The organism is Streptomyces sp. NPDC058469 (genome assembly GCF_042721125.1).
Taxonomy (GTDB): domain Bacteria; phylum Actinomycetota; class Actinomycetes; order Streptomycetales; family Streptomycetaceae; genus Streptomyces.
The window spans coordinates 1-23,165 of the sequence record NZ_JBHXME010000026.1; the positions used below are offsets into that span (position 1 = coordinate 1).

The following is a 23,165-nucleotide window of genomic DNA, read 5'->3' on the forward strand; positions in this document are numbered from 1 at the left end:
ACCCCATCGATCCCCGCCCTCGCCGTAGAAGAGGTGGAAAAGACAGAAGAGCCGGCTACGCCGGGACGGGGTCCGGCTCCTGCGACGGCGTGGTGGCGTCCGGGTGCGCGGGGTTGAGGAGGCGTTCGGCGAGGGGGGCGAAGATCAGGCCGAGGGCCGTCCAGAGGATGAGCTGCGCGGCGACCGAGTAGAAGCGGAAGTTGAACAGCACGTCTGCGGGGAAGCCCGGGTAGACGATGGTGCCCTTGGAGTCCTTCAGCGGCAGTGGTGTCTCGGTGGCCTGGTTGCCGAAGTTGGCCTTGTTGTACGAGAGATGACCCAGCTGCGGCAGGAGCAGCATGACGATCCCGATCGCGACGACGAACGCGGCGCCGGCCAGCAGGGTCGCGTTCCAGTTGCCGAAGCGCGCCTGGAGGTGCTTGCCGAGATAGACGGCTCCCGCGAGGAAGGCGACGGAGCACACGACCATGATCAGGTACAGGGCGCCGCGCTGCTGGATGGTCTCTTCGTGACCGATCGCGGGCGGGTTGGCCGGGTACTTCAGGAACGGCACCAGGTACATGCCGAGGAACCCGCCACCGGCGACGAGGAGCGCCAGGTTGCGCGCCCGCAGCCCGCCGGTGCGGCCCAGGCAGACGGCGTAGGCGACGGCGAACAGGGCGCCCATCGCCATCCCGAAGAAGACCATGCCGACGCCGATGCCCAGGTTGGCCTGGACGGTCCGGCTGAACAGGTCGTGCCCCGCTGCTTCGACGGGCAGGCCGGCCGCCTTGTCCAGGGCGTTCTGGGCGGCGTCACGGCCGCTCTCGTAGTCGATGGCCTTGGCGATCTGTGGCTCGGCGAATATGCGCGCGAACACGAACGCGAGCAGGCCCGCGACTGCGCCGGCGAGGATGCCGCGCAGTATGAGCTTCTTTTCCATGTCGAGTTGTCCGTACGTCCAGGTGCCGGCGGAGGGTCAGTGGCAGGGGAAGCCCAGGAAGTGGCGGGCGTCGTGGACGAACTCGTGGACGTGCATGTCGTTGCCGAACACCGACACGGCGCCCTGGTCGACACCGACGAAGTAATAGATGGCCAGCGCGATCAGCGCGGTGCCGACCAGCCAGACGATCGCCTTGGAGACCGGCAGGACAACCGGCGTGGACACCGGACGGGATGTGGAAATGCTGCTCAAGGTGAGCCCTCCTTCGGGATCGTGCGTCCCTTGCGTGTACGGGCGAGTGAGGGTTCAGTGTCTGACTCGCCTGCCACCTTCCGGCGGCGGGCTCACAGTGGCGCGACCGTGCTGGAATTCCACCAGCTTCCTTATGCCATCACTACAGGGGGAGAGTACGGCGCGTCTCTCCAGGCCGTCAATCAGGCCCGTTCCCCGTACGGCTCCTGACAGAACCGTCTGCGTACCGGGAGTTGCAGGGCGGCGCCCCTCTCGTCACCGCTTCGTCGTGAGCCTCAGGTCGACCTCCTGTTCCTGGTCTCCCGACGCCGTGCCCTGCTCGTCCACGGCGAACGCGACGCTGAGTGCCTCACGAAGCTGGTCCACGGCGACGTAGCCGCCCTGGAGCGTGGCGGAGACCGAGCCCTCCAGAGGGATGGGATCGGTCGGGATCCACTCCTGCGTCGGCTCGAACTCCGCGGTCCATACGGCGGCGCGGTCGCCCGCCAGCTCCTGGGGTACGTCGTCGGAGAGCCGGTCGGTGGGGAACGCCGTCCGTAGGACGCCGAAGACGGTGGCGGCGTCCTCCTTGGACGCTCCGGTGAGGGACACGGTGGCCATCGGGGTCACTCTCCTTGAGTTCCTTGGGTTGCTGAGTTCCTTGGGTTTCTTGGGTACGGCGGCGGTCAGGCGGACCGGTGGCCGAGAGCCCGGGCCAGTTGCTGCTTGTTCATCGACGAACGGCCGTCGATACCGCGCTTCTTCGCCTCCGCGTACAGCTGGTCCTTCGTCGGTCCCTGCGCCCCGCTGTGGGAACGCTCACCGCCGCGCTGCGGGGCGGACTTCCGGTCCTTGGTGGATGTCTTGCTGGCGGTCTCGGACTCACCGGCGCGGGCGCGCTCCTTGTTCACGGTGCGCGCGGCGATCTCCTTCGCCCGGCGCTCGGAGGTACCGCGTTTCTCGGCGCCTTCCTTGATGTGCTCGTACTGACGCTCACGCTTCGCGCTGGAACCTCGCGGCATGGCGCTCACCTTCCCTTTCCCTACCGGTGCGGCCCGGCTCGGCCGTACCCGATCCGTTTTCCGACGATTTCCCAGGTACCCGGCGTCCGCCGCTTCTCACACGGCCCCCCGGAACGCGCTGATCCCATCTCATGCACGGCCCGCGCCCTGTGCGAGCAGACAGCCACCGAACGGATGAGCGCGCGGGCCCCGCGAAGGCCCGGGCGGCGGGCCGGGGTCACACGGGTGGCGTATTCGCGTGGCGGGGTGGCGGGTGGCCGCCTAGTAATGGACGGGATCAGCTTGTTCATCGCGCTTCGGGGGGCGATAGCAGCAACACCTCTTCATGGAGCCGAGCATGACCACCCGCTCTTTCTCGCCCAGCCCGGACCAACCCGCCATACCTCACGGCACCGCGGCCCATCCGCTCGTGCCCTCCGGCGGAGGGCCGGCCGACGGATCGCCGCCGACGTCACGTCCGTCGCAAGACGGTCCCGCCCAGACGGGCCCCGAGGACGAGAACGTCGACCCGATGCACCGCCTGGTGCACGCAGCCGTCGCCGACCGGCCGCTCGAGGAGGTCCTCCAGCTCATCACCTTGCTGGAGCAGTCACCGAAGTACGCGCAAGCCACCGTCGACGCACTGCGGGCGGTCGGTGTGGACCGGTCCGTGGAGGACGTCACGCGTCTTGTGACCCTGCTGACCCAGCCGCCGCGCAACCCCGACTCCGCCGACGAGGCGATCCGAGCGGCCGCCGAACGCCGGCCCGTGGAGGAGGTCACCCGGCTGATGGCCCTGTTGCAGCGGGCTCCTCTGGAGCCGCACTGCGGCGAGGAGGCGGTACGGGCCGCGGCCGGCAGGCCCGTCGAGGAACTCGTCCAGTTGATCGGCCGCCTGACCGAGGAACAGGACGCGTCCGCCCGGGCGCCGGGACCGGCGGCGGAGATGGCCATGGCTCCGCTGTACGAGACGCACGGACGTACCCCGGCGGACAGCCACTATCCAGAACGCGCGGGCGACCGTCCGGCTGCTCGTCAGCGCCGTCCACGGCGTCCGCGTACGACGACACGGCGCACCGCTCCCCCGGTCTGGCCGAGGCTGATCGCGGCGGCGGCACTCGTGCTGTGCGGGCTGTCGTACTTCCCGCTGCACCGTGACGGAGCCTCCGGCACCGCCTACGGGTTCGCGCTCGGTGTCTCGGTCCTATGCGTCCTGCTGGCACCGGCGCTGATCCTCCACGGCGGTCTGTTCGTGCTCGGCGTGTCCATGGTGGTGCCGGCCGCGCTGGCCGCCCTCCAGCTGTTCGACGGGCGGTTCCACTCCTCGCGCCTCTCCCAGGCGCTGCGGATCACTGCCGCGCCGACCTGGTTCGCGGGGTTGATGGCCGTACTCGCCGCGCTGGCGGCGCTGACGGCACTGCTCGCGCTGCTCGCCTCGCGGCGGTTCGGCCGGCAGCTGGACCTGCCCGGCCATCCCGATCACCGGGCGCTGGCCGACGCGAACCAGACGCCTCAGTAGGGTCGGCCCGCTCAACGAGCGGTGGCGCCGGAGCTGTTCACGGCGTCACCGCTCGCGGACGGCACGGCCGATGCCGAGGCCTCGGGGCTGGAGGCGGCGCTGTGGCTGGGTTCGGCACCGGAGCCGGCGCTGGTCTCCGGCTCCGCGCTCGCGGACGGCGAGGCGGTCCCGTCCGAATGTGACCCCGCGCTGCTGGACGTCAGCGGCGTGGGTGTCGGGCTCTGTGCGGGAGCGTGCGGTCCGGCCGAACCGCCGCCCATCGAAGTCCCCTTGCCCGATTCGTTTCTGACCACGGCCGCTATCGGCTTGCCCATGATGAGTTCGCCCGCGGTCAACGTGACCATCGCCAGGGCGAACACCAGGCCTGTCGCCAGGGCGTACTTCTTCCAGCCGATGGACCTCCAGAAGGAGCCGGCCCGATAGGTAGTCACCGACTCGTCGTCGGCGGGGGCATCGGAGTCGGCATCGGAGTCGGCATCGGACGGTGGCGCAGCACCGCCCGAGGTGCCGTCCCGTAACGCGAACGCCGCCCGGGCGTCCGCGCGTTGGACCGCCCGCTCCTCACTCGGCGTCAGCGCCATCGCCACCGACGGCACCCTTCTGCGGATCCCCTCGCCCGTCCGTCGGAAGGCGTGCTGGAAGACCGCCGCGCCGGTGGTGGCGCTGGTACTGACCACGGCGGCGCCGATGATCGTCCCGGTCACCCCCAGCAGGGACGCGAGCACCGCGCCCACCACGGTGGCAAGCGCACTCGCCACCACCTGCACAGCGGTCAGATCGAGCACCTTGCGCTTCGGCGCCTGCTTCTTCTCATCCTTTTGGTGACTCTCCATCAATGTCCTTCAACATCCTTTGACAGTTCCGGAGCACGACAGCCATCGAAGAGGCATGTGCAAGGTGTCGACTGCCCGGTTGGCGGTGTTTCACCTCAACTCACATCAACAGGGCTGGACTTCACCGGTACCGTCACGTCGACGACTGCTCCGAGAGGGCCTTTGTGAACGGAGTGACAGGGCGCTCCACGATCTCGCCGTCCACAAAGATGTCGACCGCTTCGTTGTAGAAGGCGAGGAGATCCTTCACGGCGCCGACCGCGGGCAGCGGCTCCGGATAACTCCAGACGATGTTCGGCGGCACACCGGGAACGCCGGCCTCGCCCTGCCACGACCAGTACGTGGCGGTGCCCTTGTAGGGGCATCCTGTGCTGTGGTCGGTCGGTTCGAACAGGTCCAGGCGGACGTCTTCGCGCGGGATGTAGTACCGGGTCGGCAGGCCGGTCTCGAAGAGCAGCACCGGGCGGTGGGTGTCGGCGACGACCGTGCCGTTGATCTCGACCTTGACGTGACGGCTGCTGGGGAGGGCGTCGACTCGTTTGTGCGGGTCACGGGGGTGGATGAAGATCTCTTCCTCCTCCTCGTACCAGTGGTCCAGGCCCCGGCCGACCCGCCGGAACCACTCGAAGGCGATGTGCCCGGCCAGGTCGTCGGCGGGGTAGGTCCAGGCCGCGTTCTCCACCGACTCGCCGCCGATGTCGAGGTCGTAGAAGACGCGTGATCCGGTGTGCGTGCCGGTCGGGGGGTTCTTCGCCGGGCGGAGCAGGTCTTGGCGGACCTCGTCGTGCGGGAAGGCGTACGTCGGTACCGGTACGCCCGGCTCCCATACGAGGACGGGGTGCCTGCTGTCCACGACGGTGGTGTCGCCCTTGCGTCCGCGTACCCAGCGTGGGCTCGGCTCCCACAGGAGTCCTTCGGGGGTGGTCCTGACGTCTCGTGCGGTCGGGAAGGTGCTCATGACCGTTGCTCCGTGATTCGTAGGTTGTGCGGCGGCCCGGGAGGCCGCTGCGGCTGACCGTTGCTTGCCAGTGTCCGGTGGTGGAGGGTTCACTGGTCGGGTGCAGACCTTCGCCACCACGCTGACGGGCTTCTGGCCCTCGCGTCGTGTCCACGTCTTCGACGTGTTCTGTTGCCGTGCGCCGTCCCCGACGCCCGCACAGCGCCTTTGAGAACACACGAGACGAGAACCGAGGTCCACCATGTCCGTGACCGATGAACTGCTCGCCAACAACGCCCGCTACGCCGCGACCTTCGACGGCCCGCTCCCTCTTCCGCCCGCCAAGCACCTCGCCGTCGTGGCCTGCATGGACGCCCGCCTCAACGTGTACGCGGCCCTCGGCCTGAACGAGGGCGAGGCCCACGTCATCCGCAACGCGGGCGGTGTCGTCACCCAGGACGAGATCCGCTCGCTCGCCATCAGCCAACGGCTCCTGGGCACCGAGGAGATCATCCTCATCCACCACACGGACTGCGGCATGCTGACCTTCACGGACGACGGCTTCAAGGCCGCGGTCGAGGAGGACACCGGTATCCGCCCGTCCTGGGCGGCGGAGGCCTTCACCGATCCGGACGCCGACGTACGGCAGTCGATCGCCCGCATCAAGGCCGACCCCTTCATCGTGCACAAGGACCGGATCAGGGGCTTCGTCTTCGACGTGGCCACCGGGAAGCTCAACGAGGTCGGCTGAGGACCACCCGGCCAGGCTGATCAAAAATGATCGAAGGGGAGACAAGGCGCCCCTTTCATCGTGGAATCAGATCGGACCGCGTCGGAATTCGACCCCGACTGACCGCGATGTTAAGTGCGCAAAAATGACTTTGCATGGAGGGCGGGGACGGCTCAACCGCCCTCCTCTGCGCGGTAGTTTCCTTTCGGGCCCATTCAGAGGCCCGCCCGGGAAAGTGCTCAATCACATCCCCGGGGACGAAGCAGATCGACAAGGAAACAAACAAATGCACGAGCCGATTCGTCGAGGGCGCCTACAGCTGCCCTCCGGGCAATTTCACGGTACCAGTATCAATATCGTTCCCGTGGGGCCTCAGGACGACCCGGAAAGCCACGCAGCAGGGTAACCGGGTCAAGCATTCCGGGTCTTATGGCCTCGCGCTCCCGCCCAGCGTGAGGCCCCTTCCCCTGCCGCGCCCGAACTCGCGGCATTGAGCACAGGGACCAGCGCACCGGTCCCGCTCCCCGAGGAGCCCCTCATTTCTCCGTACCACCGAGTCACTCCCCCACCGGCCACCCCGCGTCATCGGCGGTTGATCCGGTGATCGCGGACCTCGGTTTCGCGGCCTTCGCTGAACGAAACCGCCCCCGCTACGCGCTCTACGCCAGGGCTCGCCTGTCCGCGGCAGCCCGTTCTACGGCTGTCGTGGAAGCCACGCTGGTGTCCGCCCACGAACGCTGGCAGTGGCTGATGAGTCAGCCCTGCCCCGCGGCCGAGGTCTGGGAAGAACTCCGCCGTCAGGTCGAGCGGCGGGGCGAGCGTGCCGCATCGCAGGACCCGGTCCTGGCCATGCTCTACCAGCGGCTCCCCAACGCGTGCGCGGACAGTGTGGTGTTGTGCCGTCGGCTGGGATTCCCCGTCGCCGAGGCGGCCGAGTTGATGGGCGTCGAACCGTCCGCGGTCGAAGCGGCTCTCGCCGCCGCGCGCCGAACCTTCCCGCAACTCATCGATGCCCAGGCGCCCTTGAGGCACCGCTGACCCCTCCTGCGTACGCGGTCTCCTTGCCGACGTTCAGATCCGCCACCTTTCGCCAACCTGCGCCACGGTTCACCCGAACCAGCGGTGGTGCGGCCGCGTGCTGCCCTCCTAGGATGGGCAACTCCACTTCGGATGGGGCGGATTCGGCGAGGGGACGGGCCGTTGGTGGACCAAAATCATGTCGATCTGTCGTTGCCCAGCGCGGCGCGGATGTACGACTGGCTGCTGGGCGGCAGCAACAACTTCGAAGCAGACCGGAATGCCTGCGAGTTGTTGCTGGAGGTGGCACCCACCTCGCGGGAGATCGCGCTGAACAACCGGTGGTTCCTCCAGCGCGTGGTCCGGGTGCTGGCCGAGCGGCACGGGATAAGGCAGTTCATCGACTTCGGCTCGGGCCTTCCGACGCAGCGCAACGTGCACCAGATCGCGCAGGAGGTCGACCCCGACTCCCACGTCGTCTATATCGACAACGATCCCGTCGTCCTGTCGCTGGGCCAGTCCCTGCTCGACGAGAACGACAACACCGCGATCCTGTCGGTCGACATGACGGACACCGACACCATCTTCGGCCACCCGGACTTCACGCGGCTGATCGACTTCACCAAGCCGGCGGCGGCCCTGTTCATCTCCGTGCTGCACTGTCTGCCGGACAGCGCCGGCCCAAAGGCCCTTGTGGAGCGGGTCGTTGAGAACCTCGTCCCGGGCAGCTTCGTCGTCGTGTGCCAGCTCGTGAGCGACGATGCCAAGGTCCGCGACGACGTCACCGAACTCATGCGGGTCCAGACCGGGGGCAATTGGGGCAGGGTCCGGGAGAAGGCGGACGTGGAGGAGATCTTCGACAGGCTCGTCGTGGAGGAGCCGGGGCTCGTCGATGTGACCGACTGGCGGCCCGACTCCGAACTCCAGCAGCGCCAACGCAGCATCGAGTGGACGGAGTACGGCGGGCTGGGGAGAGTGCCACCCCGGCAATAGGCCCGGCTCAGCGACAGCGACAGCGACAGCGACTAGGAGTACCGCTCGACGGCCTCGTCCAGCATGCGCCGGCTTTCCATGGGTGAGGCACACGCCTCACCCTGGATCCGCAGCAGGAGCTGGAGGTGCCGCTCGAAGTCGTTCTCCTTCGTCGGCCAGGGTTTCGCCCGCTCCTCGGCGCTCAGGGCGGGCTTGTTGTAGTAGTCGGCCTTGCGGTAGCCCTCGACGTAGACGAGGTCGGGAAGGCCGCCGCGGCCGAACTGGAGGTGGGCCATGCCGCCCGCCATCGATGCCTCGTTGCCCGCGATCATCCGGTCGAGGAGCACGAACCGGATGGTGATGTGCGGGAGTTGGGCCATCTCCGCGAGGTGGAGCATCTGATCGCGCATCACCTGGTCCGAGCCGGCCCGCCGCAGCAGGACGGACTCGTCCATCAGGAACACGCAGCGCGGCGGCTCGGCCTGGCCGAACACCCGCTCCTGACGCTCGCGGCGCATGGCGACCCGTAACGCCATCTCGGGGCTGTCCCACTCCGTGAGGTGCAGGCCTGTGCGGAGGATGCAGCTCGCGTACTCCGGAGTCTGCAACAGGCCCGACACCAGGCGTACGTCATACGTGGTGAGCCCGATGGCGACGGATTCCAGACCGAGGAGGCGCCGCAGGTAGTCGGGGGTGCAGTCGTCGAACCTGTTCTGGAACCATTCCGGTTCCTGGGCGCGGGAGAACAACATCGTCAACGTGTTCCGCGCCGGCCCGTCGAGTTTCAGATACGCCATCACCGCTTCGACCGTGCGCCCCTCGGGCGTGGAATCGGCATTCTCCAGGCGGCTGATTGTCGAGTTCGAAACGTGGGTGGCCTTCGCCAGCTCTTTCTGCGTGAGACCGGCCTCGTCGCGCACATCCTTGACGGCAAGACCAAGCATGATGTTGGCCGCTGTCTTTGTTGTGTCCGGCCCGGCACAACGCCGGGCCAGACGATTGATCGGAATCGGATCCGGGGACACGCCTTCTCCTTCAGGGGGCAGTCACCTTCACATGATGACACGCCCGGGCCGGAGGCGGTGCCCGAACTTATGTACTCCGACGCCTAGTTGGGAGTACCAAGGGCGTCGAACTCTCCCCTCTTCGCACCGTCGAGGAAAGCGCCCATCTCCTCAGCGGTAAAGATCAGTGCGGGTCCGCCGGGGTCGGTCGAGTTTCGTACGGCCACGCCGCCTCGGGGCAGTGCGGCCAGCTCGACGCACATGCCGTTCGCTTCGGACATACGGCTCTTCACCCACATTCCCGGGATGAGGTTGGCAGCCATTCCGTTCGTGAAATCCTGCATCAGATACGAACCCTCTCCGTTCGACAAGCCAAATTTTCCGACCTTTTCCGTCGCGGCCTCGAAACCGCGCAGGTGGAAGCCCCATGAAATCCCGTCATGCAATTTCATGGGTCGACACGGAGGAAATGCTAGCGGCTCGAAATCGAACAATGCCGTCCCACGTACGGGTGGATGGTGTCCCGCCGGGTGGTGCGGGAAGCGGAGGAGCGCGCGATGGGCTGCTCCTGGTCCGACCTGACATGAAGCTGTCACACACGGACCGGAATCCCTCGCCGGGCGGCCGGGGTTGGAACCCATACGACCCCGCTTCGAGGCCGGCCTCGCACGACGAAGGAGCGACGACCATGACCGTTGACCTGACTACGACCGACCTCCAGGCTTTCACCCAGGACTGGCTGGAGTGGTATCGCGGGCAGGAGGAACGGCTCGCCGCTCCGCACGGATTCCTGGCGATCACCGGGCTGCACTGGCTCGACGACCGGCCGCAGCGGTTCCCGGACGCGCCGGGCGCCTGGTGGACCGACGACGACGGGGTCGCCGTAGCCCTCGACGACGGTGAGGAACTCGTCGTGGACGGAACGCCGGTGCAGGGTGAGCACCGCTTCGGCGTGCTGCCCGAGCGGGGCGGGATCGACGCGGTCTGGGGCGATGCCGTGATCGAGGTGGCCAAGCGCGGCGGGAACGACATCGTGCGCCCCCGGCACCCGGACGCGCCGCTGCGCACCGACTTCGCCGGCACGCCCGCCTACGCGCCGAATCCCCGCTGGGTGGTGCGGGGACGCTACACGGCCTTCGACACACCGCGTCCGACGACCGTGGGCGCGGCGGTCGAGGGGCTGGAGCACGTGTACGACGCGCCGGGCCGGGTCGAGTTCGAGCTGGACGGGCAGTCGCTGGCCCTGACCGTGTTCCCCGGGCGTGGGCCGGGCGGACTGCTGGTGCTCTTCACCGACGCCACCTCCGGGGTGACCACCTACGCCGCGAACCGGGCCCTCGCGCTCGCCCCGCCGGCCGCCGACGGCACGGTCGTCCTGGACTTCAACCGCGCGACGAACCTGCCGTGCGCCTACACCGACCTGGCCACCTGCCCGCTGCCGCCGGCGGAGAACCGGCTGCCGGTGTCCATCGAGGCCGGGCAGAAGACACCCCGTGAGCGGGGAGGTCCGGCCTGATCGTGGCCCCGGCTGCGCCCGCGAAACCACCGGGCCGCAGCCGGGTCCGGTGAACCCGGTTGCCCGCCGAGATGCGGTACGGCCATCCGTCTCCTCCCTCGACAACCATGCGCACCCCTCAGTCGTCCCCCTTAGTGGCGCGCCGTTTTTCGCGCGGCCGTACCCCCCACCGATACTGCGCACGGACGACGCGCAGGAAAGAGGCCGCATGCTCCGTATCCACTTCACCTCGCAGGACCTGCAGAGCGTCCGGGTGGCCCGCCGGCCCCATGCTCTCTGGGAACTCGTGTGCGGTGTCTGCCGGTTGGACGCACGGCAAGGGGCGCTGGAGTTCGGGCACTGGCGCCGATCGGTGCGCGAGGGATTGACCAAGGATCCGCGGGCCCGGCGGGCCCTGTCGCCCTTGCAGACGCTGATTCCTCCTGTGGGCTACATCCCCGACTTCCTCACGCCGTCGGTCACGGGCGGCGGTCTGGCCGTCGGCCTCGACAAGGTGCGGGGCACCTCCCACACCCGGCTGACCCGTGAGCTGACCCGGCTCGCCGAGTCGCGTCCGCTGCCGTCCTGGGTGTCCACCCTCAACAGGCCGGGCGCCAGAGCCCTGGAGACATTGACGCGAGCCCTGGAGCTGTCCTGCAAGACGCTGCTCGAACCGTACTGGCCCCGCATCCAGACAGCCGTCGGCAACGACGTCGAGCTGCGGTCACGCGCGCTCCTCGACGGCGGCACCTCCGCGCTGCTCAACGCGCTGCGCCCGCACGCCCGTTGGAACGCTCCTGTTCTTGAGGTGGACTATCCCGTCGACCGCGAGCTGCACCTGGAGGGGCGCGGCCTGCTGCTCATCCCGTCGTACTTCTGCTGGCGCAGGCCCACCGCACTCGCCGACCCCACGCTCGGGCCGGTGCTCGTCTACCCGGTCGCCAAGCAGCCCCTGGAGATCGTCCGGGCGAGCAAGGGCGGCCTGGAGCGGCTGCTGGGCCGTACCCGGACGGTCGTCCTGGCGGATCTGGCCAGCCATGGCGCGCGTACGACGTCCGAAGTGGCCACGGCGGCCAACATCGCGCTGCCCAGCGCCAGTTACCAACTCGGCGTGCTGCGCGACGGAGGTCTGATCGCCAGCCACCGGGAGGGCCAGTTCGTACGGCACTCGGCAACGCAGCTGGGCCTGCGCTTACTCGACGAGCGGTGACCACGCAAACCTCGACCGGAGTCAGTTAGAACGGCTTCGAATTCATTGCCCGCGTGTGATCCCCACGGCCATGGTTTGTGGCGTTCGCACACGAACACCGGAGAGGTCGATGCGGAGTGCTGACGCCGGGGACGTGAGACTCGGACGCGGTAGCCACCGTGCACAGGGGGACGGTGGCCACCGCGTCCGCGATGTCGGTGGGTCAGCTCGTCGTGGTGCGGCGGGTGAGGGGTTCGCGCAGGGCCAGGTGCTCGCGGAGCGTCGTACCGGTGTAGTCGGTGCGGTAGACGCCGCGTTCCTGGAGTGCGGGGACGAGGAGGTCGACGATGTCGTCCAGGCCGTCCGGGATCAGGTACGGCGTGACGTTGAAGCCGTCCACGGCGCCGTGCCGGACGAAGTGGGCGAACTTGTCCGCCAGGCCCGCCGGGGTGCCGACGTGGCCGCGCTGGGGGCCCAGCGCGATGACGGTCTCGCGCAGGGACCAACGGTTCGCGTCGGCCTTCTCCCGCCATTCGGCGACCACTTGGCGGGGGTCGGCGATCCGCCGTGCGCCGAAGGAGCCGTCGTTCTCGGCGACGACCGGGTCCTCCTTGGGCAACGGCCCGTCGGCGTCGCGGCCGGAGAGGTCGAAACCCCACAGGAGTCCGGCGATGCCCAACGCGGTCGCGGGAGTGACCTGTTGGAGGCGGATCCAGCGCTTCTTCTCCAGGGCCTCCTCCTCCGTGGCGCCGATGATGATCTCGGTGCCCGGGAGGATGCGCAGGTCGTCGTCGGGGCGGCCGCCGGCCCGCAGTCGGCGCCGCAGGTCGTCGGCGAAGGCGAGCGCGTCGTCGAAGTCGTTGCCGTGCGCGGAGAAGATGACGTCGGCGTTGCGCGCCGCGAAGTCCCGGCCCTCGCCGGAGTCGCCGGCCTGGAAGATCACCGGGTGCCCCTGGGCGCTGCGCGGCAGGGTGGGCGCGAGGTCGACGTCGAACTGCGGTCCCTGGTGGCGGACTTGGCGTACGGCGCCGGGTGCGGCCCAGGACGGGGCGCCGGCCGCGCCGGACACGGCCGCGTCCTCCCAGCTGTCCCAGAGCGCACGGGCGACGGTGAGGAACTCCTCGGCGCGCCGGTAGCGGTCGGCGTGGTCGAGGTAGCCGCCGCGGCGGAAGTTGGCGCCGGTCCAGGCGTTGTCGGTGGTGACCACGTTCCAGCCGGCCCGGCCCTCGGAGAGCAGGTCGAGGCCGGACAGGCGGCGGGCGAGGTCGGTGGGTTCGTTGAAGGTGGTGTTGGACGTGCTGACCAGGCCGATGCGGTCCGTTACGGCGGCCAGCGCGGCGAGTTGGGTGATGGCGTCCGGCCGTCCGGCGACGTCGAGGTCGTGGATCTGGCCGTCGACCTCGCGCAGCCGCAGCCCCTCCCCCAGGAAGAACGCGTCGAACAGGCCCCGTTCGGCGGTCTGGGCGACGTGCCGGAAGTTGGCGGGGTCGATCTGGGAACCGCTGGCCGGGTCGGACCAGACGGTCCAGTGGTTGACGCCCTGGAAGAAGACGCCGAAGTGGAGTTGGGCGTCGGGGCGGGGGACGTCGAGAGGGTCGGTGCGGGTCATCGGACGTCCTCCTGGGTGGCCGCGGCGGCGTAGCGGTTGGCGGGCCGGTCGAGGCCCAGGTGGGTACGCAAGGACGCGCCGGGCAACGGACGTACGGCGTGCCGTCGTTCGATGAGATGGGGCAGGACGAGCCGGGACAGCTCCGGAAGGTCCTCGTCCAACACGAGTGGGTACAGGCGCACTCCGTCCACGACGCCCCTCAACTCCCCCAGCAACGCGGCGAGTCCGGCGGCGGAACCGATGTGGCGCAGGCGTCCCCGGTCGCGCCAGGGCGCATGCCGCTCAAGGTCGGCGACGCGTTCCTCGGCCGTGGCGTCCGCCGTGTCGAGGGCGACCTCGACCTCGGCGAAGGTGCGCGGCGTTCCGGCGGCGGACGCGCTCGCGGTGACGGCGGCGAGGTCGCGGCCGTCGACGAGGGCGACGTCGAGTTGATCGCCGGGCACCCGGTCGGGGCTGCCGAGCACGACGAGTTGGCCCTGCGGCGGACGCGGCACGATCGCCGGGCCCTTCACCGTGTAGGTGTCGCCGGTGAAGTCGACGTAGTGCAGCCGGTCGCGGTCGAGGTAGCGGCTGGTGGCGACGGAACGGATGACCGCGTCGTCCTCCCAGGAGTCCCACAGGGCGCGGACGACCTCGACGCCGTCACGGGACTCGCGGGCGCGGGCCGCGGCCCCGTCGACGAGCGGGCGCCCCCAGACGGAGGCCGCCTCGGGCCGTGCCTCCTCGCTCACCACCCACCCGGCGCGCCCGACCGAGATGTGGTCCAGGGACGCCAACTGGCTTGATACGTGGAAGGGTTCGGCGTACGTGAGCGGCACGACCGGCGCGATACCGACGACGCTCGTCGACGCTGCGATGAACGCGGCCCGCTCCACCGCGCCGATACGGCCGACCACGTCGGGCGCGGCGCCGGGCGGGAGTGCGCCGTCGTCCAGGGTGAGCAGGGTGAACCCGGCGTTCTCCGCATCGGCGGCGACGCGGGCCACCCGGCGCGGGCTCAGCAGCTGATCGGGCGAGTGGGCGGCGCGGCGCCAGGCCGCGGGATGGGCGCCGTCGCCGTCGATTTCGAGGGCGAGCCGCAGGGCGGGGCCGGACATGGGGTTCCTTCCGAGAACACGTCGAGACGGCCGGCCCGAGGGGCCGACGTGGGTCAGGGGCGTGCGGAAGGACAGACGGCGGAGGCGGTACGGCAGTAGTCGACGTGCCGACGGATGATCAGCCGCGCGCCGGGGCCGGCACCGTGGGGTGCGGCGTCGCGTACGCGCATCGGGGCCTCCACCTGTCCGGGAGCGGTCGCCTCAACCTACGTCGTCCGCCCTGGAAGGTGTCAAGAACATTAGATGTACGCGCATGCAGCAGTGCCGCAGCGAAAAAGCGTTGGCCGCGCTGACGACCGGGCTGCTAACTTGCCGTGTGCCGTGACACCACGCGAGGAGGTGAGACCCATGAACGCAGTATCCAGGTGGGTGCTCCCCCTCTTTTCCACGGTTGGGCCAGCGGCATAGGTGTCGCCGGGAGCGCCTCACACCAAGGCGATCCCGAAGGGCAACACCATGGAACTCTCACAACCTTCCGTGCGCTTCACCACGCAGACGACCGCTGAGGCACCGTCGAACGGTGTTCTCGTCCGCGACTTCACCGTCGGCGAGGTCACCGGCGCGCTCTGGTCGCCCGCAGCCGCCGCCTCCGAACGCGCTCCCCTGGTCCTGATGGGCCACGGCGGCGGCACCCACAGCAAGGCACCGGCCATGGCGGGCCGTGCCGAGCGCCTCGTGAACGGCGGCGGCTTCCACGTCGCCACCATCGACGCACCCGGCCACGGCGACCGGCCCCGCACACCCCTCGACGAGCGCGAGATCGCCTTGATGCAACAGACGATGGCGGCAGGCGAACCGGTCGGCGAGATCGTCGTCCGCTACAACGCCCACCTCGCGGAGCGTGCCGTACCGGAGTGGCTGGCGACCCTGGACGCCCTCCAGGACCTCCCGGAGATCGGCGCCGAAGGACCCGTGGGCTACTACGGCCTCAACATGGGCACCGCGATCGGGGTACCGCTGACGGCCGCCGAACCCCGCATCACCGCCGCGGTGTTGGGCCTCTTCTGGTACGACGTCTCCCTCGCCGAGACGGCGCGGCGGATCACCGTTCCGATCGAGTTCGCGCTCCAGTGGGACGACGAGCACATCCCGCGCTCGTCCGGTCTCGCGCTGTTCGACGCCTTCGCCTCGAAGGAGAAGTCGTTGCACGTCAACTCGGGCTCACACAAGGAACTGCCCAGGTTCGAGGCGGACAGCGCGGTGCGGTTCTTCGCCCGCCACTTGAGCCGGGACGGTGTTCCATCGGCGGCCTGAGGGCCTGAGCCCTCAACGCGGCCGCGGCCCGGCGTCCTCTCCGAAATCCATCCCCGTCATGAGTTCGGAGAAGGCGCCGGCCGCGCCGGCGGACGTGAAGAGCCGGTCGAGTCGCGCGCGGGCCAGACTGCGGTGAAAAGGACCGGAGTTGGTGGCGTCACCGGCGTCATGGAGCATGCGGGTCATCCAGTGCGAGAACTCCTGGTCGCTCCAGACGCGGCGCAGGCACCGCTGTGAGTAGGTGCGCAGGGCCGTGTCGTCGTGGTCGTGCACGGAGTCCCGTACGGCTCGGGCGAAGAGATCGGCGTCATAGAGAGCGAGGTTCATCCCCTTGCCGCCCATCGGCGAGACGATGTGGGCCGCGTCGCCGACGAGGAAGAGGCGGCCGTACTGCATCGGGTCGTGGACCAGGCTGCGGAGCCGGAAGATCTCGCGGTCGGTGATCGGGCCGGAGACGAGGGCCGGGTCGCCGAGCCGGGTGCGCAGCGCGTCCCAGACGCGGGCGTCCGGCCAGGCGTCGGGGTGGTCGTCGGGCGGGCACTGGAGGTAGTAGCGGCTGGTGTACGGGCCGCGCGGGAAGTGGGCGGCGAAGCCCTGCGGGCTGACGGCCAGGAGCGGGTGGGCCGGCGGCGGGGCGTCGGCCATGACCGTCAGCCATCCGATGCCGTGATCGAAGGCGTACGGCGTGAGGGCCCCGTCGGGGACGGCGCTACGGCTGATGCCGTGGTCGCCGTCGCAGCCCGCGACGAAGGAGCAGGTGATCGTACGGAGGCCACCGTCCGCGGTGCGGTAGCGGACGGTGGGGTGATCGCCGCTCAGGTCGTGCGGGGAGACGTCCGCGGCCTCGAAACGCAGGTCACCGCCGTCCTCCAGATACGCGGCGGTGAGCTTCTGGACCAGCATCTGCTGGGGGCAGAGGCGGGCCGTGGGGCCCTCGGAGCCGTCGTAGTCGTTCACCAGATGCGTCTCGCCATCGACCCGGAGCTCCAGGATGCCGTCGTGCGGGACCCCTCCCAGCACGCGGTCGGCCAGCCCCCAGGAGTCGAACATGCGCACGGCGCGGGTCTCGACGATGCCGGCCCGCTGGCGCTGTGCCACATACTCCTGGGTCTGCCGTTCCAGGACGACACAGTCGATCCCGCTGCGCCGCAACAGGTTCGCGACGGTCAGCCCGGCCGGGCCCGCGCCGATCACCACCACGGTCGTGGATTCCGTCGACCCGCTCAACTCCCGCACAGTGTCAGCCACTTGACCACCTCCGGAAGCACCCTACCGACGCCGAGGGCCTGGCCGACCGGCAGCCGGTCACTTCACCTCGATCGTCACCTTCCAGGTCCCGACGATCAGGGGGCAGAGGCTGCCGGGGTCGGGGACGCAGCGGCGTTGTGCGCTGATGGTGGCGACACCGCCGGACGCGGCGTGGAAGACCGCCGTGGCGTCTCCGGCCGGGTTCGTGGCGTCGGACCTATGTCCGAGCACCGCGGAGTCACCGGATTCCGGAGCGGTCCAGGTGTAGGTGAATCCGCGCTCGCGGGAGTGGGTGAGCCGGATCTCGACATCGCCACCGGAGCTCGCGGCCACCGTCCGGCCGTTGTCCATGTTGGTGAGGACGACGCGCCCCGCCAGGCGTACGTGTGATGCCTGGCCTTGGGCGACCGCCGGCGCCGCGGCAGTTGCCGTCACGGCGGCGAGGGCCAACCCCGCGGCCCCCAGCGCCGTAGACCACTTCGTTGCTTCCATGATGCGCGCTCCTCGCACTAGCCGGGCCGGTGATTCCCGAAGGTGGCAGCGGACGTGCTGCCCAGCGGCTCAACGTGCTGGTGGAGGGCAGGTCACAGGCAACCACCCGTACGAGGACCGACCCGCTCCGGGCGCTCGTCATCCGGTTCGCGCCACCCGGCGCGTAAAACTCCCCCTCGGACGCGACAATGCGTGTGTTATGAATCTTCACGCGTGACCGATATGACAAGACCACAGACAACCGTTCGACCGGCCCCACGGGTGAGGACCGGTCGGGGTCGCCGATGCCGGGGTCCGCTCCCCGGGCTGCGGTGATCTTCCTTCCCAGGAGGACCTCCCGCATGTTTCGACGTATTGGCAATGGCGTCGTCAGACATCCCGTCTGGACGATCGTCGCTTGGCTGATCGCGGCGGTGGCGATTGTCGCCACTGCCCCCGGCCTGCCTTCCAACAGTGACGAGAGCAGTTTCCTGCCCAAGAGTTACGAATCCATCAAAGCGGCGGACCTGCAGGTGAAGGCGTTCCCCAGCGCCTTCACGCCGTCCGCGATCGCGCTGTACCAGCGCACCGACGGCGGCAAGCTGACCGCCGCCGACACACAGGATGTCGCCCGGATCACGACCGAACTGGGCAAGAAGCACATCGACCAGGTGCAGAAGGTGGTCCCCGGCCAGCCGTCCAAGGACGGCAGGTACACCATGACCCTGGTCCAGATGGACAGCAAGAACGCCGGTCAGCCGGCGCAGGCGGATGCCGCGAAGGTGTTGCGCGACGACGTCAAACAACTGGCCAAGGGCACTGACCTCGACGTGAAGCTCGGCGGTTCCGCCGCGCAGGCCCTCGACCAGCAGGACTCCTCGAAGCGCGGCCAGGCGCTGATCGGCATCGGCACCTTCCTCATCATCCTGGTGACCCTGCTGATCATCTTCCGCGCGCCGATCCTCGCTTTCCTGCCCCTGCTCCTGATCGGTGTGGTGGCGTCCATCGCCAACGGGCTGATCGCGTACGCCACCAAGCTGTTCGGGCTCCAGGCCAACAGTTCCGTCTCGTCGATCCTGATCGTCGTTCTGTTTGGCGTGGGCACGGACTACTTCCTGTTCCTGATGTTCCGTTACCGGGAACGCCTGCGGGCGGGTGACGAGCCGAAGCAGGCCATGGTCAACGCGGTCGCCCGGGTCGGTGAGGCCATCGCCTCGGCCGCCGGCGCGGTCATCATCGCGTTCCTCGCGCTGGTGCTGTCCACGCTGGGCTTCCTCAAGCAGATGGGTCCGGCGCTGGCCATCTCGGTCACCGTCACCCTGATCGCGGGCCTGACCCTGATCCCGGCCGTGGTGTCGCTGATCGGGCCGAAGGTCTTCTGGCCGTCCAAGTCCTGGCAACGCGAGCCGGAGAACGCCCGGTTCGCCGCTCTCGGCCGCGGTGTGCAGCGCCGGCCCGCGCTGACCGCCGCGCTCTCCGGGCTCGTCCTCGTCGCGCTGTCGCTGGGCACCCTCGGCTACAAGGCCACCTTCGACCTGGCCTCGGGTTCCATGCCCAAGACCAAGGAGTCGATGGTCGTCCAGGACGAGATGCAGAAGGCGTACTCGGCGGGTGCCGCGGCCCCGACCGACGTCTACCTCTCCAGCACCGACGGCAGGCCGCTCGACAAGGCCGGCTTCACCGCCTACGCGGAGAAGCTCGGGGCCGTCGACGGTGTCGCGAGCGCCCGCATGAGCCAGGTCAACCAGGACGGCACGACGGCGGACTTCACCGTCACCCTGAAGTACGAGGCGTCCACGGAGAAGGCGATCGACGCCGTGGGCCGGGTACGCGACGTCGCGCACTCCGCCGCGCCCGACGGCACCGAGGCCCTGGTCGGCGGTATGTCCTCGATCTACAAGGACATCAACGCCGCGGTGAACCACGACTACCGGACCGTCTTCCCCGTCGCCGCCCTGCTGATCATGCTGATCCTGGGGCTGCTCCTGCGCAGTGTGGTCGCACCGTGGTACCTCATCGCCTCGGTGGGTCTCGGCTTCGGTGCCACCCTCGGCACGACCGTCTGGATCTTCCAGGACGCTCAGGGACACCCGGGGCTGATGTTCATGCTCCCGGTGATCATGTATCTCTTCGTGGTCGCCATCGGCACGGACTACAACATCCTCATGATCGCCCGGCTTCGTGAGGAGGCCCGCGAGGGCCGCGATCCGCGCGAGGCGGCAAGCATGGCGCTGCGGCACGCGGGGCCGACCGTGGCCGCGGCCGGTTTCATCCTCGCGGCGACCTTCGCCACGATGATGCTGGCCGGCAACGCCCTGCTCACGGAGATGGGTTTCGCCGTCTCCTTCGGCATCGCCGTCGCCGCCTTCGTGATGGCGATGTTCTTCACGCCGAGCCTCACCGCCCTCATCGGCCACGCCGCCTGGTGGCCCGGCCACGCCGACCGCACCCCGGAGACCACGGGCGGCACGGGCACCGGTTCCGACACCTCGGGGCCGGCCTCCGGCACCGGGGACCAGGACTCGGTCACCCAGGATCCGGCGGGCCGTCGCGGGTAGCGCCCGCGGGTAGCGCCCGCGGGTAGCGCCCGCGGGTAGCGACACTGCGGGGCCTGTTCACCGATCCGTACGACCGGCGGACAGGCCCCGCAGCGCTGCTCCCGGTGGCACCCGACGCGGGACACATCGGACTCGCCGAGTTCGTTCGCGGCCCTGGGCGAGGGGTTGACCCTCACCACCGAACCGTTCACCGAGCCGACCGAGATCACCGCCCGGCAGCAGCACGGCTCGTGGTCGCGTCCAGCACCACCGACGCCGACCTCTTCCTCACCGTGCGCGTCCTCGACCCGGAGGGCCGCGACATCCGCTTCGTCAGCGCGCTGGACCCGGCCGGTGTCGTCGCGCACGGCTGGCTGCGCGCCTCGCACCGGGCCCTCGACGCCGAGCGGAGTCTGCCGTACCGCCCCTGGCACCCGCACGACCGCCTCGACCCGCTGACCCCGGGGGAAGCCGCCCCACTGGACATCGAGATCTGGCCGACCTCGGTGGTCGTCCCGGCGGGCTACCGCCTCGCGGTGACTCTCCAGGGCCACGACTTCGAGCTTCCCGGGGACGGCCCCTGGCCCCGGGCGTACGGCGCGGAGATGAAAGGGCACGCCGTCTTCCTGCACAACGATCCCGACGACCGTCCGGCCGACCTCTCCGCAGGCGTGACGACCCTGGTCTCCGGCAGCGACGAGTCCTCCTATCTGCTCCTTCCGGTGATCCCGCGGAGCCCGGAACGCATCGAAGGCGTGCGCCGCGGCCCGGTCCCCGAACGGGCCTGACCTTCTGGAGGGGGACGACCACGAGCAACTGGGCCAGTTCAGCCGCGAGTTCCACACAACTACCGGAGCGGATCCGCCTGTCTCTCTGAACAGCCGTGCGTAGAGGGCGACTTGGCCAAGGCGCGTCGCCCGCGAGCGGGATCCGTTTCGGACCGAAGGGACGGGGCACAAGCGAGCGCAGTCCAGTGCTTCGGCAAGCAGGCACGCTTTCTTCCCGTGCGAGGAGTGTCATCGTGCCCCTTCCCTCTCATCGCTGTGTATCGACGAGTCCGGGTTCCGCCGAGAACGTGGAGGTCTGACGTGATCGTGCCGAACCCGGCAGTGCTGCAACAGGCGGTCGACCGTTATCTGGCGCTCGCGGCCGACGGGGACATGGCCGTCACCGCCCCCCTGCAGAACGCCGCCTACACCCTGTGCGTGCTGAGCGGCACCCGCACCGTGGAGGAGGCCATGGCCGCCGTACGCCTGATGCACTCCCCCAGCACGGCACCCAGCCCCACCAGCCGGCGACAGACGTTCACCGTCTCCTCGGGCGAAACCTCGCCCGACGAACGGGAGTTGGTGTCGTGACGGAGCGCTCGGGCGGCGCTCCGCTGAAGGTCGGCACGACCGGATTCGTGGTGCTGGCGGACGACGAAGGAGCCGTCGTCGCAGCGGAGTTGGTGTACCGGCCGGACGACTGCCTGGCGGTACGCCTGGTGTTGCTCGGGCCCGACGGGATGGAAGTCACCTGGACCTTCGCCTGGGAACTGCTCGCGCTGGGCCTGATGTTCCCGGCCGGCGACGGAGACATCACCGTACGACCCGCGCCGGGCCCGATCGAGGGCGTCGAAGTGGCCCTCGTCTCACCGTCCGTCGCACGCGTGTGGGTACCCGCGGAGAACGCCGCGGACTTTGTGCGGAAGGTCCGGAAAAGAGTCGGCCGCGATGTTCGCGGTATCGCCCCGGCACTCGACCAAGAACTCGCGGCGATCACCAGCGGGGCGTAGGAGGCAGCCCGCGTCGGCACGTCCTACGCGCTCGGGTCCCAGGCCAGGAGCCGGTCGAAGAGGCGTGGGTCGCCGTCCACCTTCAGGGAGTTCACCGGGATACGGGCGTACAGAGCGAGGACCAGCTCACCGGCCGTGCCCCGGAGGGTGGCGCCGGCCGCGTCCGGGGCCTCGCCGACGCCGGTGGCGGGCGCGGGGAGTTCGGTGACCCGTGCGCCGTCGGCGGAGAGCGAGAGGCGCCAGGAACGGCCCTCGGTGGCCTGGTAGTCGACAACAGCGGGCTCATGCGGCCAGGGGTCAGTCCCGGCGCAGCAGGTGGACAGGAACTCGTCGACACCGTCGAGCGCCGCCTCGTCCGGCAGCGGCCGCGGGGCACCGAGGGTGGTCTGGGCGTCGTAGGTGTGCACCGAGGCCTCCTGGACCTGGTGCCGGGCCACGGCACCGGAGGTCTGCGGAGACTGCGACCCGCTCCACCACGTCCAGCAGCCACGGTCCGGGCCGACCTCCCGCAGTGCGCCCAGGAGTTGCTCCGTGGACTCGGCCGACCAGGCCAGCAGGGCCGCGCGCTCCCGCGGCGCTTCCGAGCCGACCTGTGCAGCGGTCCCGGCCGGGCCGGTGTCGGTGGGCCCCGCGGTGACGATTCCGGCCCAACGGCGCTGCACGCCGCCCAGGTGCTGCACCAGATCCCGCAGCGTCCACTCCGGGCAGGTCGGCACCTGTACGTCGAGGCTCGGCGCGGAGGCGACCGCGGCCCGGAACGCGACCGACCGTTCGTCGATCAGCCGCAGCAGGGCGGGGAACTCCAAGATCTCTGTCACGCGGAGTGTCTATCACCGTGCTCCGACCACCCGCCAACGAGTTTCACGACCGGCCCGACAGTCAGATCTCCCCAACGGTCAGCTTTCGAGGGCTTGTTGGACCGACGGGTGGCAGTCGATGAATCCGTCGATACCGACGAGTTGGATGACGCGCAGCACGGGTGGGGCGGCCCCGGCCAGGCGCAGCCAACCGCCCGCCTCCGCGAGCCGGGTGTGCACGGCGATGAGAATGTTGATGCCGCTGGAGTCCATGAAGGTGACGTGGCGCAGGTCGATGACGACGCGCGGTGCGACGTCCTCCGGTAGCTCCAGCACCTCCCTCAGTGAGCCTCCTGTCTCCTGGTCGATCTCTCCGGCGACAGCTACGACCAAGGTGCCGTCGACGACATCGGTCCTGACCGACAACCGCCCCGGCTGTCCCGCGTGTTCGGTGTCCACCATCAGTCCTCATACACAAGTCGGCGAGCGCTACGGATCAGGATTTTCATCCGAAGTGCTGCCCCG

Annotated in this window: 25 protein-coding genes and 1 riboswitch; of the genes, 11 read left to right on the forward strand and 14 right to left on the reverse strand. The window is 69.5% G+C overall.

What is annotated here, in order from left to right:
* Positions 1-55 precede the first annotated feature (55 nt).
* The 4 genes from ACFWP5_RS14845 to ACFWP5_RS14860 all read right to left on the reverse strand — a co-directional run bounded on the left by ACFWP5_RS14845 (position 56) and on the right by ACFWP5_RS14860 (position 2,175).
* Entirely contained in the window at positions 56-922 is an 867-nt protein-coding gene (locus ACFWP5_RS14845) for a CbtA family protein (protein ID WP_384155139.1), read from the reverse strand.
* Between the two features lie 36 nt (positions 923-958).
* A complete protein-coding gene (locus tag ACFWP5_RS14850) occupies positions 959-1,174 on the reverse strand; it encodes a CbtB domain-containing protein (RefSeq protein ID WP_384155141.1) in 216 nt (71 codons plus the stop codon).
* Positions 1,175-1,231: 57 nt separating this feature from the next.
* A riboswitch (cobalamin riboswitch) is annotated at positions 1,232-1,305 on the reverse strand.
* 124 nt (positions 1,306-1,429) lie between these two features.
* Complete coding sequence (locus ACFWP5_RS14855; protein WP_384155143.1) at positions 1,430-1,774, reverse strand: hypothetical protein; 345 nt, start codon at positions 1,772-1,774, stop codon at positions 1,430-1,432.
* A gap of 65 nt (positions 1,775-1,839) precedes the next feature.
* Entirely contained in the window at positions 1,840-2,175 is a 336-nt protein-coding gene (locus tag ACFWP5_RS14860) for a plasmid stabilization protein (RefSeq protein WP_384155145.1), read from the reverse strand.
* A gap of 337 nt (positions 2,176-2,512) precedes the next feature.
* Here ACFWP5_RS14860 and ACFWP5_RS14865 point away from each other — a divergent pair, with 337 nt between their 5' ends.
* A complete protein-coding gene (locus ACFWP5_RS14865; RefSeq protein ID WP_384155147.1) occupies positions 2,513-3,673 on the forward strand; it encodes a hypothetical protein in 1,161 nt (386 codons plus the stop codon).
* Positions 3,674-3,684: 11 nt separating this feature from the next.
* Here the strand turns inward: ACFWP5_RS14865 and ACFWP5_RS14870 are convergent, their stop codons facing one another.
* Positions 3,685-4,506, reverse strand: coding sequence for a hypothetical protein (locus ACFWP5_RS14870; protein WP_384155149.1), 822 nt, complete (start codon positions 4,504-4,506; stop codon positions 3,685-3,687).
* A gap of 133 nt (positions 4,507-4,639) precedes the next feature.
* Positions 4,640-5,464 carry a DUF427 domain-containing protein gene (locus tag ACFWP5_RS14875; protein ID WP_384155150.1) on the reverse strand — a complete coding sequence of 275 codons (825 nt, stop codon included), beginning with the start codon at positions 5,462-5,464 and terminating at the stop codon, positions 4,640-4,642.
* Positions 5,465-5,705: 241 nt separating this feature from the next.
* Here ACFWP5_RS14875 and ACFWP5_RS14880 point away from each other — a divergent pair, with 241 nt between their 5' ends.
* The 3 genes from ACFWP5_RS14880 to ACFWP5_RS14890 all read left to right on the forward strand — a co-directional run bounded on the left by ACFWP5_RS14880 (position 5,706) and on the right by ACFWP5_RS14890 (position 8,183).
* A complete protein-coding gene (locus tag ACFWP5_RS14880; protein WP_384155152.1) occupies positions 5,706-6,194 on the forward strand; it encodes a beta-class carbonic anhydrase in 489 nt (162 codons plus the stop codon).
* Positions 6,195-6,773: 579 nt separating this feature from the next.
* Complete coding sequence (locus ACFWP5_RS14885) at positions 6,774-7,211, forward strand: sigma factor-like helix-turn-helix DNA-binding protein (RefSeq protein WP_384155154.1); 438 nt, start codon at positions 6,774-6,776, stop codon at positions 7,209-7,211.
* 165 nt (positions 7,212-7,376) lie between these two features.
* Positions 7,377-8,183 (forward strand): SAM-dependent methyltransferase, encoded by an 807-nt coding sequence (locus tag ACFWP5_RS14890; protein WP_384155156.1) that lies wholly within the window; start codon positions 7,377-7,379, stop codon positions 8,181-8,183.
* 32 nt (positions 8,184-8,215) lie between these two features.
* On the opposite strand, the gene ACFWP5_RS14895 is transcribed toward ACFWP5_RS14890, so the two are convergent.
* Together ACFWP5_RS14895 and ACFWP5_RS14900 are read right to left on the reverse strand one after the other, a co-directional pair.
* Entirely contained in the window at positions 8,216-9,187 is a 972-nt protein-coding gene (locus tag ACFWP5_RS14895; RefSeq protein WP_384155158.1) for a helix-turn-helix domain-containing protein, read from the reverse strand.
* An 83-nt stretch (positions 9,188-9,270) separates the two neighbouring features.
* Positions 9,271-9,618 (reverse strand): DUF397 domain-containing protein, encoded by a 348-nt coding sequence (locus ACFWP5_RS14900; RefSeq protein ID WP_384155160.1) that lies wholly within the window; start codon positions 9,616-9,618, stop codon positions 9,271-9,273.
* Positions 9,619-9,854: 236 nt separating this feature from the next.
* On the opposite strand from ACFWP5_RS14900, the gene ACFWP5_RS14905 reads away from it, so the two are divergent.
* Together ACFWP5_RS14905 and ACFWP5_RS14910 are read left to right on the forward strand one after the other, a co-directional pair.
* Positions 9,855-10,682: a DUF1684 domain-containing protein gene (locus ACFWP5_RS14905; RefSeq protein WP_384155162.1), complete on the forward strand. Its 828-nt coding sequence runs from the start codon at positions 9,855-9,857 to the stop codon at positions 10,680-10,682.
* Between the two features lie 208 nt (positions 10,683-10,890).
* A complete protein-coding gene (locus ACFWP5_RS14910) occupies positions 10,891-11,871 on the forward strand; it encodes an ArsR/SmtB family transcription factor (RefSeq protein ID WP_384155164.1) in 981 nt (326 codons plus the stop codon).
* Positions 11,872-12,073: 202 nt separating this feature from the next.
* On the opposite strand, the gene ACFWP5_RS14915 is transcribed toward ACFWP5_RS14910, so the two are convergent.
* Positions 12,074-13,459, reverse strand: coding sequence for an NtaA/DmoA family FMN-dependent monooxygenase (locus tag ACFWP5_RS14915; protein WP_384155166.1), 1,386 nt, complete (start codon positions 13,457-13,459; stop codon positions 12,074-12,076).
* Complete coding sequence (locus ACFWP5_RS14920; RefSeq protein WP_384155168.1) at positions 13,456-14,556, reverse strand: LLM class flavin-dependent oxidoreductase; 1,101 nt, start codon at positions 14,554-14,556, stop codon at positions 13,456-13,458. Before ACFWP5_RS14920 ends, ACFWP5_RS14915 begins: the two co-directional genes overlap by 4 nt.
* Before the next feature lie 456 nt (positions 14,557-15,012).
* On the opposite strand from ACFWP5_RS14920, the gene ACFWP5_RS14925 reads away from it, so the two are divergent.
* A complete protein-coding gene (locus ACFWP5_RS14925) occupies positions 15,013-15,810 on the forward strand; it encodes an alpha/beta hydrolase (protein WP_384155170.1) in 798 nt (265 codons plus the stop codon).
* 12 nt (positions 15,811-15,822) lie between these two features.
* Here ACFWP5_RS14925 and ACFWP5_RS14930 read toward each other — a convergent pair whose 3' ends face one another.
* Both ACFWP5_RS14930 and ACFWP5_RS14935 read right to left on the reverse strand, forming a co-directional pair.
* Positions 15,823-17,058: a 4-hydroxybenzoate 3-monooxygenase gene (locus tag ACFWP5_RS14930; RefSeq protein ID WP_384155172.1), complete on the reverse strand. Its 1,236-nt coding sequence runs from the start codon at positions 17,056-17,058 to the stop codon at positions 15,823-15,825.
* 57 nt (positions 17,059-17,115) lie between these two features.
* Positions 17,116-17,550: a hypothetical protein gene (locus tag ACFWP5_RS14935; RefSeq protein ID WP_384155174.1), complete on the reverse strand. Its 435-nt coding sequence runs from the start codon at positions 17,548-17,550 to the stop codon at positions 17,116-17,118.
* Positions 17,551-17,891: 341 nt separating this feature from the next.
* Between ACFWP5_RS14935 and ACFWP5_RS14940 the strand changes: the two genes are divergently transcribed.
* The 4 genes from ACFWP5_RS14940 (at position 17,892) to ACFWP5_RS14955 (ending at position 21,843) form a co-directional block, all read left to right on the forward strand.
* Positions 17,892-20,087, forward strand: a complete 2,196-nt coding sequence (locus ACFWP5_RS14940) for an MMPL family transporter (RefSeq protein ID WP_384155176.1) — start codon at positions 17,892-17,894, stop codon at positions 20,085-20,087.
* Between the two features lie 230 nt (positions 20,088-20,317).
* Positions 20,318-20,854, forward strand: coding sequence for a CocE/NonD family hydrolase C-terminal non-catalytic domain-containing protein (locus ACFWP5_RS14945; RefSeq protein WP_384155178.1), 537 nt, complete (start codon positions 20,318-20,320; stop codon positions 20,852-20,854).
* A 300-nt stretch (positions 20,855-21,154) separates the two neighbouring features.
* Entirely contained in the window at positions 21,155-21,424 is a 270-nt protein-coding gene (locus tag ACFWP5_RS14950; RefSeq protein ID WP_384155180.1) for a DUF5133 domain-containing protein, read from the forward strand.
* Positions 21,421-21,843: an SsgA family sporulation/cell division regulator gene (locus ACFWP5_RS14955; protein WP_384155183.1), complete on the forward strand. Its 423-nt coding sequence runs from the start codon at positions 21,421-21,423 to the stop codon at positions 21,841-21,843. Before ACFWP5_RS14950 ends, ACFWP5_RS14955 begins: the two co-directional genes overlap by 4 nt.
* 23 nt (positions 21,844-21,866) lie before the next feature.
* Here the strand turns inward: ACFWP5_RS14955 and ACFWP5_RS14960 are convergent, their stop codons facing one another.
* Together ACFWP5_RS14960 and ACFWP5_RS14965 are read right to left on the reverse strand one after the other, a co-directional pair.
* Complete coding sequence (locus ACFWP5_RS14960; protein ID WP_384155185.1) at positions 21,867-22,661, reverse strand: maleylpyruvate isomerase family mycothiol-dependent enzyme; 795 nt, start codon at positions 22,659-22,661, stop codon at positions 21,867-21,869.
* A 78-nt stretch (positions 22,662-22,739) separates the two neighbouring features.
* Complete coding sequence (locus ACFWP5_RS14965; protein ID WP_384155188.1) at positions 22,740-23,102, reverse strand: STAS domain-containing protein; 363 nt, start codon at positions 23,100-23,102, stop codon at positions 22,740-22,742.
* Positions 23,103-23,165: the final 63 nt, after the last annotated feature.